Origin of the sequence: Saccharothrix longispora, from assembly GCF_031455225.1 — a bacterium.
Classification (GTDB): domain Bacteria; phylum Actinomycetota; class Actinomycetes; order Mycobacteriales; family Pseudonocardiaceae; genus Actinosynnema; species Actinosynnema longispora.
On sequence record NZ_JAVDSG010000001.1, the window covers coordinates 2473586 to 2490535 of the forward strand.

Below are 16950 nucleotides of genomic sequence, written 5' to 3' on the forward strand. Positions count from 1 at the left end.
CCTCTCGCTGGTCAGCCGGTGTCGGTGTCGTCACGTCGGCGTCCGGGTGTACGACGCGGACGACGCGTCCGGGCCGCATCCGAACCGTCCTGCTTCACCTGTCGGGCCGGGCGCGGACGTCCGGTGCTGATCCGGTGGACACCACGACGACTGCGGGCAGGCGGCGGCGGGGTCTTGTCCGGCGCGGCGAGCCCGCGCCCGCCCGGCGGGATGACCCAGACCCGGTGCGTGTCGCCGGTGGCCTGCTCGGTGCCGCTTCCGCCGGGCGGTGCTACCCAGCGGCGCGGGCCGACCGCGGTGGCCCGTTCGGCGTCGAACGTTGCGCCCGATCGTGCTTCCGGGTCAGGACGCGGGCTCGGCTTCGGCCGCACCGCCAGGCCGGGCCCGGAGGTGATCGCGGTGACCGGGCCGGTTCCGTGCGGCCGCGGGCGTCGTCCGCCCGGACCGGGCGCGTAGGGCTGCACGGTGGTGGACGGGACGATCCGGGTGGCGTTCGCCTGGACCGGTCCGCGGTCGATGTCCGCCGCCGTGCCCGCCTGGGACTGGAACCGGTTACCGGCCGCGCGGGTCGCAGCGGTGGCCAGGCCGACTCCGCCGATCGCCGCTCCTCCCGCCACCCGTGCCGCGCCGGCGGCGACACGGGTGACGCCGCCTACCGCTTTGACCGCCGTGCGCGCCACCGAACGGGCGATCAGCGCGGAACCGACACCCATCGTGCGGGCGCCTTCGCCGCCGGTGAGGGAGTCCATCCAGGTCTGCATCTGCCCCGCCGAGGTCATCAGGGCGATGGTGAGCACGGTGACGATGAAGAACCCGTGGTGGCCGACGAGGGTGACGATGATCGTGGAGGTGACGGTGACGCCGGACACCGTCGTGGTGATGGTCAACGCCTGGAGGCTGCGGCCGACGGTGTAGACGAGGTAGCGGGTGCCGGTCGCCCGGGGCCAGCCGGGTATCGGCCACAGCGTGAGGAACACCAGCCCGGCGACCAGGGCGAGCAACAGGCCGACCGAGGCGTTGAGCCCGGCGATGACCAGGCGGATCAGCAGCAGCGCCAAGGGCAGCACCAGCAGGGCGAGCAGCAGCACGATGCCCAGCCGGGCCGGGTCCTGTCCGCGGATGTAGTCGCCGTGGGGACCGAACTCCGGCACGGCGCCCTGGGCGTCGAGGATTGCCATCCACCGTTTCCACGTGTCGTCGTTCGCGAGCGCGTGGTGACCGGCCTTGCCGCAGACGTCCAGGGAGTTGAAGTGCGCCAGGCACCAGGGTGTGGCGCCGAAGTTGGACCACATGCTGTCGACGAGCCGCCGTGTGCCCGCGTGCGGGCTTCCGTCGGTGATCGGCGGGGTCGGAAATCCGGTGGGGTTGTTCGTGGCGGCCACGAACTGGGTGGATCCGGCGATGACCCCGTCGGCGATCTGCTGCCGGGCCCCGTCCACGGTGGTCATCACGGTGGACGGGCCGGAGGCGAACAGCATCGCGGTGGCGGCGGTGGCGATGACCCAGCCCAGGTCGGTGGCGAAGCCTCGGCCTTCGCCGCGCCAGCGGGCGTAGGTCATGACCGCGCCGATCGCGACGGTGGCCATGATCAGCGGCCAGAACACGTGGTAGGCGACCATGTTGACCGCTTGGTCGATCCTGTCGCTGGATTCGGCGTAGAGGGTGAGGTTGAGCAGCCACTCCAGCAAGGTCAGCGCGCCTTCCAGCACGCCGAGCACGAGCCACACCAGCAGCAGCGTGATCACGCCCATGATCTGGTACACCGGCAACGCGACATCCAGCCATCCCGACACCGAGTCATCGGGTTTGACCGTGATGCCGTAATCGGAGAACGAGTAGGTCTCGAACAGCGTCCTCGGGCCGCTACCGGCGAGGTCCGGGCCGCTGATCACGTCGTCGGCGATCGCGCCGCGCGCATGCCCTGCGACGAGCAGCCCCACCAGCCAGGCCAGGGTCGTCATGCGCTCCGGCCGGGTCCACAGCCACCGCAGCGGACGCGGGGCGCGCTCCCGCACCAGCGCCACCAGCAGCAGCGCGCACCGGACCGCGTCGCGCACGACACCGATGAGCCGAGCGGACATGACGTGGCTGCTCATCGCCCCTCCACAGGCGTTGTCGCGTCGACCAACCACCGGTCCCCGGCCGGGACGAGGCTGACCGTGATCTGCCGGAGTGCCCGGTCGTGCGCACGGACCGCGATCACCGCGACCGTGGCTGCGGCGGCCCTGCTCGCACTGGGCACCCGGACCTCGGGTCGTAGGCGCCGCTCGGCGAGCAGGCAGCGCGCGTGACGGCCGAGCCGGGCACGCCATCGCGGCACCGTGAGCGTGCAGGCGTTCGGGTCGTGCACTTGAGGGCATTGCGCGAAGGCAAACGCCACCGACACCGGATCGGCGATGTCCAGCGGCACCGCGCGGGCCGAGGATGGCGTCCCGGACCACGCCGCCGAGATCGCTGGCGCGGTCGCGGATACCGCCGCCGTGGACCAACCGGTGCGACGCCGCATGGCTGACGCATGAGAAGGCAGCATGGCGATCACCGCGTTGGCTCCCGCTCGTCGGCGCGCAGACCCTCGACACCACGCTGGGCAGCGGCCTCATCCGGCGCTGTGCCGTCGACCGGTGTCCCGTTGCCGTGGTCGTCCCCGCGGTCGTCGCGGAGGCCGATGTCCGCCGGTTCGATGTCCGCCGGTTCAATGTCGTAGGCGTAGAGGCCGGCGGAGTCCTCGGCCGCGTCGGTGGACAAGGTGTCGGCGATCCACTCGGTCAGCCGGTCGAAGACGACCAAACCGAGCCGGTTGTGGCGATCGCGCATCACGCACTCGCCCGGCCCCACCATGCCCTGCGCCTGTCGCAGGCGCGGACCGGCGTCGGGCCTGTGCAACAGCACCGCCTGCGCTTGTTGTTCCTCCCGACCCAACGCCTCGAACGCGGCCGACATGACCAGTTGCTCGACCAGGCCCTCGATGGCGGCCATGTCGACCGCGGACTGGGAGTCCAGCAGCAGGTAGGTCTTGAGGGCGCGGCCGGTGCGGGCCAGCCACTGCACCAGCGAGCGGCCTTCCGGGTAGGTGGTGATGCGGTGCAGCTCGGTCAGCGCGACCAGCTTGATCAGCTCCCGCACGTGCCGCGACTGCATCAGCGCGTACGCGGTGGAGGTCCGGAAGGTGGTCATCGCGCAGCGCTGCGGAACCGTCCACTGCTCCGGCAGACTCCCGGGCTGCGGCAGGCCCAGGCCGTCCAGGCGCAGGTAGACCAGACCGCGGCCGGACAGCATGGGGACGGCACCGTCTGCCGATGTGCCCAGCACGGCGCGTACACCGGACTGTCGGGAGCGCACCGAGAGCGTCTCGCCCAGCGTCCGCGCCGCCTGCGCGGCCGGGGTGGTACCGGGGGTGGCGACGAGTTCGCCGATCACGGCGGTGGCCGACCACATCTCCCGAGGCCGGGCAAGGACCCGGTCGATCGCGGCCTCCAGCACCGCCTCGTTGCCGCGACGGTCCTCGCCGCTGAGCACGCCCAGCAGCGCATCGAGGGTCAGGGCGCGGGCCTCGTCGGCGGTCGGTGTCCACCGCATCGGGTCCATCGACCCGGCCGCGGCGGGTGTCGTGACGTCGAGGACCTGTACCGGGACACCGAGGACGCGGTCGGCGACCTCGACGATGCCGGCCAGGTCGCCCTTGGGGTCGGCGAGCAGGCACCAGGCGCCCTCGGCCAGCGCGGCGAGCACTGTCAGCATCACCGCGGTGCTCTTGCCCGATCCGGAGCGGCCGGTGAACGACATCGTCGTGGGCATCCGCCGGTCGTCTGCGGTGCGGGAGACCAGGTGCAGCCGTACCGGTCCCGGCGTCGCACCGAGGTTGCCGCCGATGTAGGGACCGCCGGCGTCCCCGACCGTCGAGCCGCCGTGAAACCAACTCCCGGCCAGGGTGCGCATCGGCTGGACCTGCCCGAACTCCGGCACGCGCACCCGGTCGCCCGGCAGCAGTTCCTTCCACAGCAGGTCCTGGATGTGGGGGGCGGGTTCGAGGGCGACGATGCCGGTGTAGCGGCGGCGCAGCGCCTCGACGCGGTCGGTCAACTCCTCCACCGTCTCGGCGTGCACCACCCACCGCGGGTGCGAGGTCACCAGCACGTCGACGCGCCGCCGCACCTCCCGATCACGCTCGGCGAGCGCGAGTTCGGCCTCGTCGATCTCCTCCGGCGCGGCGGTGCCCGCCTCACCGGCCTCCAGGGACTGCGACCTGGTCCACTTGCGGCCGGTGCGCAGCAGCGCCAACGAACCGGTGCGCCCGTGGTTGACCCCGCGCACCGACGCCTCCACGTCCGTCAGCTCGGTCAACAGCGCAAGCCATTCCCCACCGGGGATCTCCAGCTCGTCGGCCGGGAAACCGTTCACTGCGGGCACCAGCACCGCCACGTGCCGGGTGGCACCTGTGGCCGCGTCCCGGGTGGTGACGTAGCGGCCGTCAGGGCTGGGAACGACGTCGCCGTGCATCAGCGACACCAGCCGAGCACCGGACAACTCGTCCTCGCCGACGGGGCGGAGGTCGGCGGTGCGGCGCAGCTCGCGGGCGTAGGCCCAGGCGATCGTCGCGGCCGGCGCCGGAACACCCCGAAGAGGGCTGTCACGCACCTGGCCGAACCAGCGCCGCACGGCCGGCTCCAGTTCCTCGACGCGGTCGCGGGCGTCGCGCAGCACCGCCGCGCGGGAACGCAGCTGCGCGGTGACGGTCCGGCGGCGCCGTTCCCACGGCGAGGAGGCCTCACCGGTGGGCCAGCGGACACCGAGCAGCACGACCCGTCGGCGGAAGTGGCCGACCTCGCTGTTGCGTGCGATGCGGTGCGCGCCCAGCTCGATGTAGTAGTCCGCGCCCGGCGCGCGCACCCCGGACAGCGCCGTCCAGCTGTCGCGGTAGTCCTCGGACGAGTACCGCGCCCACATGATCTTGAGGTGGTATTCGGCGTCGACCGGCAGCAGCGTGTGCATCGCGGCCGCGGTGGCCCAGGTCGCGGCCTCCAGCTCGGCGTCCTCCATCAGCTCGGTGGAGCCGTCCGGGATCTGCGCCCACGTCCACACCGCGTCGTCGGTGACCTCGACGCCGTCCTGGATCAGCAGCGGCGCGGCGGGCGGATCGGTGATCCGACGCGCCTTCTGTCCCTTGCGCGTCATGACGCACCACCTTCCCGATCACGCTCGGAGACAGAGGTGACGAGGCAGGCGGTGACCAGCAGACGGATCGGATGCATCCGACGGCCTTCCAGGTACAGCAGCGGGTTTCCGATCGGCCTGCGTCGCACCGGCGCGCGGAACAGCAGCCGGTCACGCCAGGCCGCGAGCATCATCCGGCCGGTATCGTCGCGCCGGGTGCCGTAGAGCACGAACACCACCGGCGGCACCAGGAACAGCAACGGGGACAGGCGGTGCAGGACCGGCATGCCCAGCAACAGCAGTACCGCCCACCACAGGCCGGTACTCGCGGCCCCGATCAGCAGCACACGCCGTTGCACGCCACGTCCCAGCGAGCGGCCGAACAGCTCGTACTGGCGGGTCTGGAGTTTGAGGTGAACGGTGTCGGTGGGCAGCCTCATGCGGTGCCGCCCACGACCGACTGGATGACGCCCTTGAGGATGTTCTCCGCGGTGTCCGGGAAGAACACGAACACCCCGCACCCCATCGCGGCGATGATCTGCGCGACCATCCTGCCCGGTTTGTCCTCCATGTAGGACCAGAAGGCCCGCACCCCGAGCACGATCATCAACAGCACGCCCAGCAGCGCGAAGATCGCGTTCTTGATGCCGTCGAGGTTGACTTGCTGCAACGGTTGGGTCTGCGCCAACTCCAGCGCGGTCAGGATGGTCGTCGCGGTATTCATCACGGTGCTTTCCCGGTGTCGGTGTCGATGCCGGCCAACAGCCAGCGGTCGTCCTGGCGGTGCAGGTTCAGGCGGTAGGCACAGGTCAGTTGTCCGGCGTTCTCGGCGACCCGCCACACCGCGCTCGCCACCCCCGTGCGCTGCTCCGCAGGCGCACCCGGCTGTGCCTGCATGCCGCGCCACTGCCGCAGTTCGACGAGCACAGCCGCGTTGTGCAAGGAAGCGATCCGTGCGCGTGGAGCGCGCACGAAGTCCAGTTCGCCGGTGGCCAGCGCCTCGAAGAAGCTCTGCACGGCCTGCCTGGTCTCACGGGTGAACCGGTCGTCGCTGACCGCCTCGACCGCGGGCACGGGTTCGGGCAGTGTGGTGCCGGGGTCGCCGACCAGAGCGGGAGGCGCGGTCAACAGCACACGGCCGTCGTGCCGCGCGAGGGGAACCGCCAGGACCAGCCAGCGTGCCGGGTGCGCCCGCCAGCCCGGCGGGTCCGTGGGTGCGGGTTGCGCGGCCGCGACGCCGGGGTCGGTGACGGGTGACGAGGTGCCGGGTTCCTCCGCGGGCGGCTGCGTCGGTGGCGGGGGCTGCGATCCCGTCTGCTCGTCCGGGGCGTAGGGCACGACCCGCACCCGTACGGTCAGCACGACCTGGTCGACGCCTCGCCGTTCACGGGCGAGCACGGCAGGGCTGTCGGCGGACTGACGACCCTGTCCGTCCCACCCGTCGACCTCACGGTCGGGTAACGCCCACCGCCGCAGTACCTGTTCGCGTCGCTCCCGCTCGCGGGTGTCCCAGGACAGGTAGTCCACCGCCACGCCCTCGGCGACCCCGTCGAGCACTTCGTCGGGAATCCCGGCTGCCGGGGGTGATGGCGGCGGGCGTATGAAGCCCACCGCGGTGACGGTCACGTCGACCGCGCCCAGCACCGTCAGCACGGTGACCGCGCCCAATACGACCAGGCGACGTATCCGCGTCCACCACGGTTCACGGACACCGTCGACCACGTCGAAGGCGGACTGCCGCGCGGAAGCCCGCTGTGGTGGCGGTGCGACACCGGAGGGAGGTGCCGGAGCCGGAGCCTGTGGTGACGCCATCGGGTGAGGTGGCCTCCACAGCGCAGCAGCACCGGATGGCGCACCAGGCGCTTGTGGAGGACCGGGTGCGGCGGGCGTCCACGCCGTCGGTCGAGGCTGGGAGCCGCCCGGCGATACCGGTCGACCGGTGACCGCGCCTCCCCATCCGTCGTCGACCCCGGCAATGGCGTCGTCGGGCCGCCCGGCCGTGCCGGCGCGACGAGTACGTCTGCGGGCGCGAACCTCGCGGTGGTTCTTACCCGCCATCAGCCGCCACAGCAGATCACCTGCCATGACCCGGCCTCCGGACGGTCGACGGCCTCGCGAAAAAGCACACATAAAGCCCCCTGTGAACACCGCATCATGACGCCACTGCAACCTGGACGCGCGGAGCGATACCGGCACCATAACTGTCCGGCCGCCTCGCATACGAATTTTTCCCGCGCATCGGGAACTTGTATTTCGTGGACTGAAACTTTGATTCGCGCGCTCGAAGTAGTGCATTGAGCCCGGTGGCATGCCATGATGGCGACAGTGCACGATCTTGATCGTGCACTGTCGGGGGAACGAGCGGTCGGTGAGTCGTCGAGCCGTGGGGGCGTAGGCGACTTACCGACCGTTCGCATTGCCGGTCATTTCATATGCCGAAAGCGGGCACGTGGAATTCGCGTGCCCGCTTTCCGTCCTATTTGACACGAGCGTGTCGACACCGCCTGTCGATGACACCGTGTGGCGACGTCGCCTACCGGGTCTGGTCGCAGCGTTCGAGGGTGCTGAGGGCGGTGATGGCGACCAGTCGCTCACCGATCCGGTAGCGGCGGCCGACCCGTTGCACGGCGCCGCTGTCCTCCAAGACCCGCACGAGGCGGTGGACCGTGCTCAACGGCAGGCCGCTCAGCTCGCTGATCCGGGCCAACGTCGACGGCGCCGGTTGCGGGGCGACGGCTTCCAACACACGCAGGCAGCGCTCCAGGTAGGAATCGTGGTCCGACATCACGGGCCGGGCCGGAGCACGCTTGTCACCGGTCATCGAACTACTCCGAGGTCGGCCCTGGCTTCCGGCGCTCCAGGCGCCCCGGCGGCCTCTTCCATGATCAGCAAGGTCGTGTGCCCTGTCGGCCATGCCCGGATCGGTGTGCGGACTTTTGCGCTCGTCACGCGTGCAACGTCCGCGCGCCGATGCGCTTGCGCAGGCGTGGTCCGATCGGTCACCACGAAGGCCTCCTCACGCGGCCAGGGGGGCGTGAGCGAACTCCATCTCGATCACGCCGGAATCGGGCATGCCGAGTCGCGCCATCGGGGCGACGCGACGTAAAGGACCCGGGCCGCAGTGTGGGGCACCACCACCTGCACGCGTGGCAGAGTGCGGCTCACCGGGAAGTCATGACCACGCCCTGCACAGGACGACCCGCTCATACCGGCACGTCGCCGCACAACCGCTTGATCGGTACACCTGCTTGCCCTGCGGCATCAGGATGTACGGCTCGCGGGTGCGGGTGCGGGTGCGGGTGCGGGTGCGGGTGCGGGTGCGCTGTGATGGGCGGCCACGGTGCTCACCACTGTGCCCGCGCCGCGAAGAGCGGCACGGCCCGCGGTTCGGAACTCGGCGTGCGGGCCAGCAGGGCTCGCCAGAACACGGTCTCCTCGGTGAGCACGGCGGGCCTGCCACCACTGACCAGCGTCGCCCGCACCCGCAAAGCGGGTTGTTCGGGTTCGGGCTCGGTGTCCAGCACCGTGACGAAGTGGCAAGCGCGGTGCGCGTCCCCGGCCAGCACCCCGATCGGCGTGGCACCGTCATGCAGACTCGCACGCTGCGCCGCGCTCAGCCCCAACCTGCTGAGTTGGACCAGCGAGGTGACCGCGGCCAACGGCTCGCGGCCTTCGCCGACGGCGGGCACCAGAAACCCGTCGCGGCGCACGACCTTCCGTCCGGCGGGCAGGTCGAGCAGCAGCGCCTCGTCCGAGTCGAGCGTGTGTGCCTGGTCGGGTGCCCGCTGCGTGCGTCGCAGGCCGTAGCCGACCCACCAGGACAGTGCGTCGGTGAAACGGCCTGCGACGCGCAGCGCGCGGGCGAGCAGGTCGGCGCGGGCGTGCAGGTCGTCGGCGGCGACCGCGGACGCGGTATGGATCACTGACTGTCCTTTCCATGCGGTGGTGCTCTCGACAAGGCCCTCGTTCTCGTAGGCGGGGCCCGGCGGTGTTCGGATGGGCTGGTGACGGCCGAGGCAGCGCAGGAGGTCAGGCCACCGCGGGCGTGGACGCATTCAGCACCGCCGGTGCTGATCACGCTCGTGGCGGTGTCGGTTCCAGTGCCGGCGTGCGTGCCGGTGCCGACGCGGGACATGGTGGTACTCCTGCCTGAGGATCGGCGGTAGGGGCAGGGGCATGGCCCGCCCTCCTGGGAAGTGAGGGCGGGCCATGGGCTGAGGGGTGGTCATCCGGTGACCGGGTGCCGGGCGGTGACGAGCACCGGTGCGGGTGCGGGCATGACGACCACGCTGGTCGTCGGTGATCCGGTCGGCGGGCTGCTCGGTGCGGGGATGTCGGATGCTGTCGTCGACGGGGTGGTCGTGGGTCGGGGCGTCGTGGTGGTCGGCTTGGGGATGGTTGTGGTCGGCTGGGGCGTTGTGGTCGTGGGTTCGGGAGGGGCGGTTGTCGTCGTGGTGGTCGGTGGGATGCTCGCGCCTGCCGCTTCGGCGGATGGGCCGGTGGAGGTCAGCAGAGCGGCGGTGCCGGTGATGAGCGCACCGGCCGCCATGCCGGCCAGGGTGAGGCGGGCGGACTTCGTGGTGGACACGGTTTCTCTTTGTCGGTGAAGGGCTCTCGAATAGCCAGGGCCTGGCGTGGTGAGCGGCTAGCGGATGATCACGGGTGTTCCCGCGGGTATGGGACTTCCGTTGTAGGTGGTGGTCAGGGCGTGCAGCGCGTCGGCGGGGACGCGGATGCAGCCGTCGGAGCCGGCGGTGCCGAGGACGGTCGGATCGGGCCAGCCGTGAACGCCGACGGTGCCCGGTCCTCCGCCGTAGGTGGTGTAGGTGTCGGAGTGCGAACCCAGGGCCAGCAGTACCGGGGTGTAGGTGGCGACGGGGTCGTGGAGCACCGCGATCACGAACGTTCGCCCTGCGGGGGTGACCGAGTTCGCGGCCCCGATCCCGACCTTCCACCGGCCGATCTCGCGACCGTTCCGGTGCAGCGCCATGGTGAAGGTCGCCCGGTCGACGGTGATCAGGTAGGAAATCGTGGCGAGCGTGGTCTCCGGTCCCAGGTGCAGCCAGGCCACGCTGTTGTTGGGCCGTGACGGCAGGGCGACCAGTAGCCAGCCCGGTCGTCGCTCCAGCACCGGCAGCCAGGTGTCGACGCGGGTACGCGCCGGTTCGATGCCCAGTGGCTGCGTGCTGGGCACCGCGGCGACGGGTTCGCCACCCGGTGACGAGTACGCCGCGATGGTGCGCGTGGGGTGCGCCACCATGCCGTTCGCCGCCTGCTCGGGCGCCGGATCGCGTGGCGCACCGACTACCTCGGTGAAGGTGTCGGCCTGCGGCAGCAGGGCGAGCCGCTCCTCGGATACCGGCAGGGGGGTCGGTGAGACCTCATCGCCGCCCGCCGCCTCCGCGGCCTGCTCCGCCTGCCGGCCGGTCGAGGGACCGGGGACGGACTGGCCGTGTCCCCGGTCCTCGACAGCCGTGAAAGCAAAGGTGGCCACGGTCAGGACGGACAGTGCGAACCCGCAGAGGGCGATAGCTCGACTACGGCATGCGGCCGTGTCCGCGGGGTCGGTCGTCCTGCCGTGGCGCACGTGATCACCTCCTCGGTGAGGAACGGACGGTCGGATGGGAGGCAGTGGACGTGGTGCGCCGGACGCCCCCGACGACGGCGGTGCACGCATCCCCTGCCACTGCTGAGTGAACGGGAGGACGGCGGTGCATCAGCAGTTCTGGACGCACCACGCGTTGGTGACCATCCCCGCGCCCTGGAGCTGCCAGTGCGTGGAGAGGTTGGTGTTGTAGCGGCCCACCCAGATGTCGCGCGTGCTCCAGCCGTACCAGAAGTTGACCCTGATCTTGATGCTCGGCGACCAGCCGCAGTGGTTGTACTTCGCGTGGTGGCGGTCGCTGGTGTCGATGAAGAAGCCGCACGACGCCGCGGCGGACACACCCTGTGTGCTCACCGCGCCGTTCTGCGGACCCTTCTGGATCTGCGAGGCCGGGGCGTCGGTGCTCTGGATCTGCGAGCCGGGCGTCGAGTAGGGCGGTTGGAGGACATCGGGGCGGGTCTGGATCTGGGACTGTGGGCCGTTCTCGCCGGCGGGTCCGTAGGGGCCGCCCATGGCGATCTGTGCCGAGGCGCTTGCGGCGCTGACGGTCATCGTCAGTCCCAGTGCGAGGCCGACGATGCCGAGCAGACGCATGACGAACGTGCGTGTCATCGGTTTCCTTTGCTTCCGGTGGGGATGGTGTGCCGCGCCGCTCGCCGCGCCCCCAGGGGGTTCTGGGCTTGGGCGAGGGCGCGGCACACCCCGCCGATCGGGAGTGACCGGCAGTCCTGTGCTCACCTGCCATCCGGCGGTGAGATGCCGACCCGCGTGGCGGGGCCGGTGCTCTGTGGTTGCCGCCGAGCGGGGCGTTGGCGCGCGGACCGGTACTCGGCGGAAGTGGGGTGTTGCTGTCGAACGGGTTCAGTTCCCGTTCGCGGTCAGACTGTGTGCCCAGAAGGCGCGTATCGGGCCGCAGGAGGTGGCACCTACAGGCGGGATGTGCCCGGTGGCGCGCACGTCCTGCCGCGTGGGGCGGGCACCGGCTCGTCCCTGGCGTTCGCCGTCGTCGGCCGTGGTGCCCGTGAGTTGGAAGCGTTGCCCGCTGGGCAGTTCCAGCACCACGCATCCGGGCCGGTGAGCGGTCCAGTCGACACGTCCGGCGACGATGACCACCGATCCTCGTGCCTGCGGCGACGGGACCACCACCGAGGTGGCCACCCGTGGATCCGGGTGCTCGGCGCGCGTGGACTCCGGCGCGGAGACGTCTTCCGCCTGCGGAGTCGTGCAGGCGACCATCGTCAGCAGGCCGCTGGACACACCCAGTAGGACGCCGGCGCGCCGGTGACGCCTCACCGCGGATCGCCTTCGCAGGCCGGGACGTTCACGTCCCGGAACATCGACTCCGACAGCGGAACCGTCTTGTCGCGTGACCTCCACAGCGACGTGGAGTGGATCGTCCCCGCCGCCGTGATCAGCGAATTCGGCTGCCCCATCCGGGGGGCCAGGCCGTCGAGGAGGGCGTGTGCGGCATCGGATGCGAAGTCCCGGCCCAGCAGCCAGATCCTCGTCGGCAGTCCCGCTCCGCGCAGGACGGCGTAGATCTCCAGGGTGGAGGGCAGGTAACCCAACACCCATTGCCCGCACCGATCGGGTTGCAGGGCGGGGGAGAGGTCGTCGTCATCGCCGTCACGACGCCAGGCCCACCCCCACTCCTCGACTCCGTCCAGGACGAACACACCCAATCCGGTGGTGGCGGCCCGCCGGGGGTCGAGGGCGAGGAACGTGCTTTCGTCGCCGAAGACGACCACCTGGGCGGGTACGTCCGGTGAGCGGCACCAACCGTCGGCAGCCGCCCGTAGCGCGCCGATGGGTGGATCGAGCCCGACCACGAACTCGCGGAGGCCCTCGACCAGGGCACGTGCGTGTTCCAGGTGCCGCACGGCTTGGGTGTGGTCGGCCACCGCCTGCTCCAGCACGACGCTGTCGACTTGTGCCGCGGACCGGGCCGTCGTGATGCGTCTCTGCGCGGAGTCGAGCCGTTCCGACGCCCCGGCCGACTCCCGCCGCAGCGCCGCCTCCAGCAGCAGCAGGTCATCGGCGGCGTTCGCGGTCAACGGCTGCTGTGTTCCGTCACCGAGCAGGCGTTCGGTGAGCGCCTGAGGCACCGGGTCGGACCGGTGCCCGAGCAGCACCAACAGTTGCCCTTCCACGGTATGCCGCCACCGCGCTCGACGTGTTTCCACTGGTTCCCCCCTGTTCCACCCGTCGGCAGGCCGCGTTCGACCGCTCTGCCTGCCCTTCGTGCGACAGCCGTCCCCCTGGCAGTCCACGAGCGATTCACTTACCGAACAAAGGCGGATCACCCTGCGAAGGCGCCTTACGTCACGAGGGTGAACCTCAGACGCGACCGCGCTCTTCGGATTCGCCGGCAGCAACAACTAACACTGTCGCTGACAAAACGATGACACAGACCCGGTGCTGCGTCACGAGAAAAATCAAAGACGGGTAAAATAGGTCCTCTAACTGCGGTTATGCTCCGCCATGGGCGGCGCTACCGCTTTTGTTCGGTGAAACACTTCCGTGTCGCGAAAGTGCTTATTTCGTTCAATGGAAACCGGTGCGGCCGTGACGGTCGCGTCTGATTTCTGCCGGTGAAATAATTCCCTCTCCGTTCTCCGTCGGCTATCGTGTCGAGTGTGCGGCCGGCGTCCCCCTCGCATGTCGGCCTTCATGCGGCGAAACGAGAAGGGGACAGTCATGCGTAATTCAGCTCCAGAATCCATGCGTCCGCCGGTTCGATGTGCGGTCACACCGCGTCCTGCGATCGTCAGGCACGGTTCGGCCGAGCGAGTGCAGGCATGACCGGGGCCGATCGAGCCCTCCCGGCACGTTCAGTTCGGTTGTTCCGTTTGGCGGCGGGAACCGTGCTCATGGGGTTGGGCATCGCGCTGCTGGTGCGCGCGAAGCTGGGCCTGCTGCCGCTCGACGTGCTCCATGCCGCGATCAGCCGGCACACCGGCTGGACGATGGGCGGCGCGTTCCTCGCCGTGCAGGCGATCCTGCTGCTGGCTTACCTGCCCCTGCGGATGCGGCCAGGTGCGGGGACGATCATGGCCGCAACGGTGCCCGCGGTGGTGTGCGATGCGGCTCTGGCGCTGCTGCCGGAACCGACCTGGGGGTGGCGACTGGTGCTGCTGCCGGTCGGTGCCGCCCTGTTCACTGTGGGAATCGCCCTCTATCTCGAGGCCGGCATGGGCACGCTGCCGCGTGACGACCTGATGCTGGAGCTGCACCGCCGCCGACCGTGGATGCGCCCGGCGGTGATCCGCATCGTCGTCGACACCGGCTGCCTGACCGCGGGCTGGCTCGCCCTGGGGCCTGTCGCCGCGGTCCTCGACGGCACCGTGGGCCTCGGATCACTGCTGTTGGCAGGCGGGCTCGGACCGACCATCGCCGTCCTGCTGCGCCGGGCGAGCAGGTCGACTACGACGTCCGTGCCCAGCGACACAGGCAGGCCGCGTCACGCTCCTCCCTCGCCCACCTCCCGACCGGAGTCGCCCACCGAGCCCTGTCGGCACGCCGGGACCGACACCGCCGAGCGGGACCGCTCACGGCCAGGCCGCGCACAGACACCCGACAGGCCGGTCACTGATTCCACCCACCACCTCAAGCGCTGACCCATTCGTCGCGCTTTGTCAATCTGTAAGGACATCCATGTCGCGCGGTTTCTTCCGGGCCACCTCGCTGCTGTGCGCCGTAGCGCTCGCGGCGGTGGCATGCACCGGGGCACCATCCGACCAGCCCACATCCACCTCGACACCGGACCCGTCCGGACAAGCGAAGATCAACCCGTCCATACCGGAAGACCTGCGGTCCACAGCAGAGGCGTACGCCCACTACCGGGAGATCGACGCCTGCGCCCTGCACGACCCCGCCGCGGCCGAGAAGGCGTCCGGCGAGGGCAGCACCGCCGACGAACTGATGCCCTCCGACGACGGCTTCGACACCTGCACCCTGCGGCTGCACAAGAGCGAGTTCAACTCCACCTGGACGATGTACCTGCGGGTGGCACGGGAGTACGACGTCGCACTGCGTCACGAAGCGGCCCTCGAGCAGATCGGCGGCGTCGAGTTCTACGTCAAGGAGGAAGGCGCACCGCTGCCCTCCTGCGAGCTGGCCCGCCCGCTGGACGACACCTACGCCGTCGTGCTCGACGTGCATCCCGACGACCGCAACAACGTCGTACGGCCGGTGTGCGACTTCACCCGCGACTACGTCGAACAGGTCGCGGACCGGTGGCGTGACCTGCCTCGCCATGGTGCGGGCCACACGCAGCCCGCGTTGCCGCTGGCGCTGCGCGACCCGTGCCAGGCACTGATCGCCGTGGTCGACGACTTCGGGCCCGACGTGGAAATCAAGCCTCGCGAGGTCTACGAGTGCAGCATCGGCCCTGGTAGCGGCGGCACCGGCAACCCCACGGGCAAGAGCGCAGCCGGCGAGGTCACCGTCGTCTACGGTGTCGCCGAGCACCCCGCACGTAACCTGGCGGTCTCGCCCGACGAGTACCAGGCCGCAGACATCACCGGCTACCAGGCGGTCACGGGCATGCGCGCCGGGCAGTGCCGCACGGTCGCGGTCTGGGACCCGGACACCGCGATCGTCGAGGACCACCGCGACGACGACGCACTTCCGGCGGTGCAGATCGTCCGGATCGACACCCCCGACTGCGAACAGCAGTCGAAGAAGCTGATCGAGAAGATCCTGACCGCGGTGGGCGCACCGTGAACCACCCGCGACTTCGCGGAGCCGTGCTCCCGGTAGACGTCAGGACGCCGTCCGCCTGCACCACCACGGGTGGCATCGCACGACCTCGGGCGGACGGTGTCGCGTCGTGTCGCGACGGTTCCCGATCCGCCGTGTGTGACCGCGTATCCGACCCGGACGCCTGGAGCGAGTAGCGGCACACGGAACCGGCCACGGGCGGGCAGTTGTTCAAGGCGAGGGCGTCAGACGAGGCCGTGCGTCCGCAGACGCTGTGCAGCGCGCTGCCCGACCAGACCTGGCCACAGCGGCCGAGGAGAGGCTTCCACCGCTACGCCACCGACTCCACCTGGTACGAGCTGTGATCGGCCAACAACCAGGTCACGATCACACTCGGCCTGTTCGGCGCCGCACCGCTGCGCGAGTACCTGGCCCGATCTCGGTCCGGTCCGAACCTCGCCACCCTCACCCCGCCAAGCACCGATCGCCGGAGTGCCGGCGATGACTACCGGCCTGACCGGAGACTCCGACGGCGTCGGACACGACGGCAAGCAGATCACCCTCGTCCCGTACGGCGACGCCGAACGGCCCGGCGTGCTGCCGATCCACCTGGAGCAGCACCCACCGCGCGGACGTCCCTCCACCACCCCGGTCGACCGCACCCGCATCGCCTTCCGCGACGACCTGGCCGGCGCCCTGCTCGACGCGCTCTACCCGCGATGACCACCCGCAGACACGGAGGACCCCCTATGCGCAGCACCACCTTCACGAAGCTGACGCTCGCCGCCATTGCGGCAGCGACGTTGACTGCCTGCACCAGCACCATCCCGGGCACCGCCACACCGGCGAGCAGCACAGCAGGCCCCGGCGGCTCGTCGACCGCCGCGACAACCCCCACTCCCGGATCGGCGGCACCAGCGGAGTCGGATCGGCCGGACACGCCCATCGTCCTGGGCGACCTCGACCAACGCGTCGACGCCGCGAGCGTGGGTGCTCCCTACGATCCGTGCGCGATCGGCTGGCAGGCATTCCCCGCCGAGGTACGCCCCACCAAGGCCGACACGAAGCCGGTGTTGCGCCCACCACGAAACGACGATCCTTTCGCGGTCGCATGCCGCTACGACAACGGCGACACCGTCGAGGTCACCGTCGACGAGCACGGCAACGCCAGCGGCGAGACCGGCGAGGACTTCCTCGCACTGATCGTCTGGGCACGGCCGGGCCAGGTCTCCGCCAACCCCGCCGACCACACCGGCTCCTCCGCCACCACCTACAGCGGTAAGCAGGGCGTACTCAAACCGGGCCGGGACAGCAAGGGCAACGCGTTGTGCACCGCGATCATCCAGCTCGCCGACGGTGTCGGCGGCGTCAGCCTCACCAACGGCCGGTTCCCGGACATCGACACCTGCGTCATCGCCCGCACCGTCGCCGACACGATCGCCGGGGCCACCCCGTGAACCGGCAACGGCCCCGAATCCGTTCCTCATCGGGAA

At 70.5% G+C, this 16950-nt stretch carries 17 protein-coding genes; 5 read left to right on the forward strand and 12 right to left on the reverse strand.

The genetic code is table 11. The features are described from left to right. Positions 1-11 precede the first annotated feature (11 nt). From J2S66_RS09915 to J2S66_RS09950, 8 genes are all read right to left on the reverse strand, one after another. Positions 12-2096, reverse strand: a complete 2085-nt coding sequence (locus J2S66_RS09915) for a hypothetical protein (RefSeq protein WP_310306477.1) — start codon at positions 2094-2096, stop codon at positions 12-14. Further along, complete coding sequence (locus J2S66_RS09920) at positions 2093-2539, reverse strand: hypothetical protein (protein ID WP_310306479.1); 447 nt, start codon at positions 2537-2539, stop codon at positions 2093-2095. Before J2S66_RS09920 ends, J2S66_RS09915 begins: the two co-directional genes overlap by 4 nt. After that, positions 2536-5172 (reverse strand): ATP-binding protein, encoded by a 2637-nt coding sequence (locus tag J2S66_RS09925; RefSeq protein WP_310306481.1) that lies wholly within the window; start codon positions 5170-5172, stop codon positions 2536-2538. The genes J2S66_RS09920 and J2S66_RS09925 overlap by 4 nt, the downstream gene beginning before the upstream one ends. Then, complete coding sequence (locus J2S66_RS09930; protein ID WP_310306483.1) at positions 5169-5591, reverse strand: hypothetical protein; 423 nt, start codon at positions 5589-5591, stop codon at positions 5169-5171. The genes J2S66_RS09925 and J2S66_RS09930 overlap by 4 nt, the downstream gene beginning before the upstream one ends. Then, a complete protein-coding gene (locus tag J2S66_RS09935) occupies positions 5588-5875 on the reverse strand; it encodes a hypothetical protein (protein ID WP_310306485.1) in 288 nt (95 codons plus the stop codon). Before J2S66_RS09935 ends, J2S66_RS09930 begins: the two co-directional genes overlap by 4 nt. Beyond that, positions 5875-6819 carry a conjugal transfer protein gene (locus tag J2S66_RS09940; protein ID WP_310306487.1) on the reverse strand — a complete coding sequence of 315 codons (945 nt, stop codon included), beginning with the start codon at positions 6817-6819 and terminating at the stop codon, positions 5875-5877. The genes J2S66_RS09935 and J2S66_RS09940 overlap by 1 nt, the downstream gene beginning before the upstream one ends. A gap of 865 nt (positions 6820-7684) precedes the next feature. After that, the gene (locus tag J2S66_RS09945; RefSeq protein ID WP_310306489.1) at positions 7685-7972 is read right to left on the reverse strand and encodes a helix-turn-helix domain-containing protein; all 288 of its coding nucleotides are present in this window, start codon (positions 7970-7972) and stop codon (positions 7685-7687) included. A 523-nt stretch (positions 7973-8495) separates the two neighbouring features. Then, complete coding sequence (locus J2S66_RS09950) at positions 8496-9074, reverse strand: hypothetical protein (RefSeq protein ID WP_310306491.1); 579 nt, start codon at positions 9072-9074, stop codon at positions 8496-8498. Positions 9075-9428: 354 nt separating this feature from the next. Here J2S66_RS09950 and J2S66_RS09955 point away from each other — a divergent pair, with 354 nt between their 5' ends. Continuing rightward, positions 9429-9758 carry a hypothetical protein gene (locus J2S66_RS09955; RefSeq protein WP_310306493.1) on the forward strand — a complete coding sequence of 110 codons (330 nt, stop codon included), beginning with the start codon at positions 9429-9431 and terminating at the stop codon, positions 9756-9758. 38 nt (positions 9759-9796) lie between these two features. On the opposite strand, the gene J2S66_RS09960 is transcribed toward J2S66_RS09955, so the two are convergent. The 4 genes from J2S66_RS09960 to J2S66_RS09975 form a co-directional block, all read right to left on the reverse strand. Next, entirely contained in the window at positions 9797-10738 is a 942-nt protein-coding gene (locus J2S66_RS09960; protein WP_310306495.1) for a L,D-transpeptidase, read from the reverse strand. Between the two features lie 129 nt (positions 10739-10867). Further along, complete coding sequence (locus J2S66_RS09965) at positions 10868-11368, reverse strand: DUF6355 family natural product biosynthesis protein (RefSeq protein WP_310306497.1); 501 nt, start codon at positions 11366-11368, stop codon at positions 10868-10870. Between the two features lie 249 nt (positions 11369-11617). Further along, a complete protein-coding gene (locus tag J2S66_RS09970) occupies positions 11618-12013 on the reverse strand; it encodes a hypothetical protein (protein ID WP_310306499.1) in 396 nt (131 codons plus the stop codon). A gap of 32 nt (positions 12014-12045) precedes the next feature. Further along, a complete protein-coding gene (locus J2S66_RS09975) occupies positions 12046-12906 on the reverse strand; it encodes a hypothetical protein (RefSeq protein WP_310306501.1) in 861 nt (286 codons plus the stop codon). A 648-nt stretch (positions 12907-13554) separates the two neighbouring features. Between J2S66_RS09975 and J2S66_RS09980 the strand changes: the two genes are divergently transcribed. From J2S66_RS09980 to J2S66_RS09995, 4 genes are all read left to right on the forward strand, one after another. Further along, entirely contained in the window at positions 13555-14373 is an 819-nt protein-coding gene (locus J2S66_RS09980) for a YczE/YyaS/YitT family protein (RefSeq protein ID WP_510184959.1), read from the forward strand. 37 nt (positions 14374-14410) lie between these two features. After that, positions 14411-15481: a hypothetical protein gene (locus J2S66_RS09985; RefSeq protein WP_310306505.1), complete on the forward strand. Its 1071-nt coding sequence runs from the start codon at positions 14411-14413 to the stop codon at positions 15479-15481. Positions 15482-15958: 477 nt separating this feature from the next. Further along, positions 15959-16180, forward strand: a complete 222-nt coding sequence (locus J2S66_RS09990; protein ID WP_310306507.1) for a hypothetical protein — start codon at positions 15959-15961, stop codon at positions 16178-16180. A 26-nt stretch (positions 16181-16206) separates the two neighbouring features. Continuing rightward, positions 16207-16914, forward strand: a complete 708-nt coding sequence (locus tag J2S66_RS09995) for a DUF3558 domain-containing protein (protein WP_310306510.1) — start codon at positions 16207-16209, stop codon at positions 16912-16914. The last annotated feature ends 36 nt before the right edge of the window (positions 16915-16950 follow it).

Coding starts and splice junctions, on each gene's coding strand:
- J2S66_RS09915 (WP_310306477.1), bottom strand. CDS start 2,096: ATGAGCAGCCACGTCATGTCCGCTCGGCTCATCGGTGTCGTGCGCGAC.
- J2S66_RS09995 (WP_310306510.1), top strand. CDS start 16,207: ATGCGCAGCACCACCTTCACGAAGCTGACGCTCGCCGCCATTGCGGCA.
- J2S66_RS09925 (WP_310306481.1), bottom strand. CDS start 5,172: ATGACGCGCAAGGGACAGAAGGCGCGTCGGATCACCGATCCGCCCGCC.
- J2S66_RS09990 (WP_310306507.1), top strand. CDS start 15,959: ATGACTACCGGCCTGACCGGAGACTCCGACGGCGTCGGACACGACGGC.
- J2S66_RS09945 (WP_310306489.1), bottom strand. CDS start 7,972: ATGACCGGTGACAAGCGTGCTCCGGCCCGGCCCGTGATGTCGGACCAC.
- J2S66_RS09965 (WP_310306497.1), bottom strand. CDS start 11,368: ATGACACGCACGTTCGTCATGCGTCTGCTCGGCATCGTCGGCCTCGCA.
- J2S66_RS09935 (WP_310306485.1), bottom strand. CDS start 5,875: ATGAATACCGCGACGACCATCCTGACCGCGCTGGAGTTGGCGCAGACC.
- J2S66_RS09980 (WP_510184959.1), top strand. CDS start 13,555: ATGACCGGGGCCGATCGAGCCCTCCCGGCACGTTCAGTTCGGTTGTTC.
- J2S66_RS09930 (WP_310306483.1), bottom strand. CDS start 5,591: ATGAGGCTGCCCACCGACACCGTTCACCTCAAACTCCAGACCCGCCAG.
- J2S66_RS09955 (WP_310306493.1), top strand. CDS start 9,429: ATGACGACCACGCTGGTCGTCGGTGATCCGGTCGGCGGGCTGCTCGGT.
- J2S66_RS09985 (WP_310306505.1), top strand. CDS start 14,411: ATGTCGCGCGGTTTCTTCCGGGCCACCTCGCTGCTGTGCGCCGTAGCG.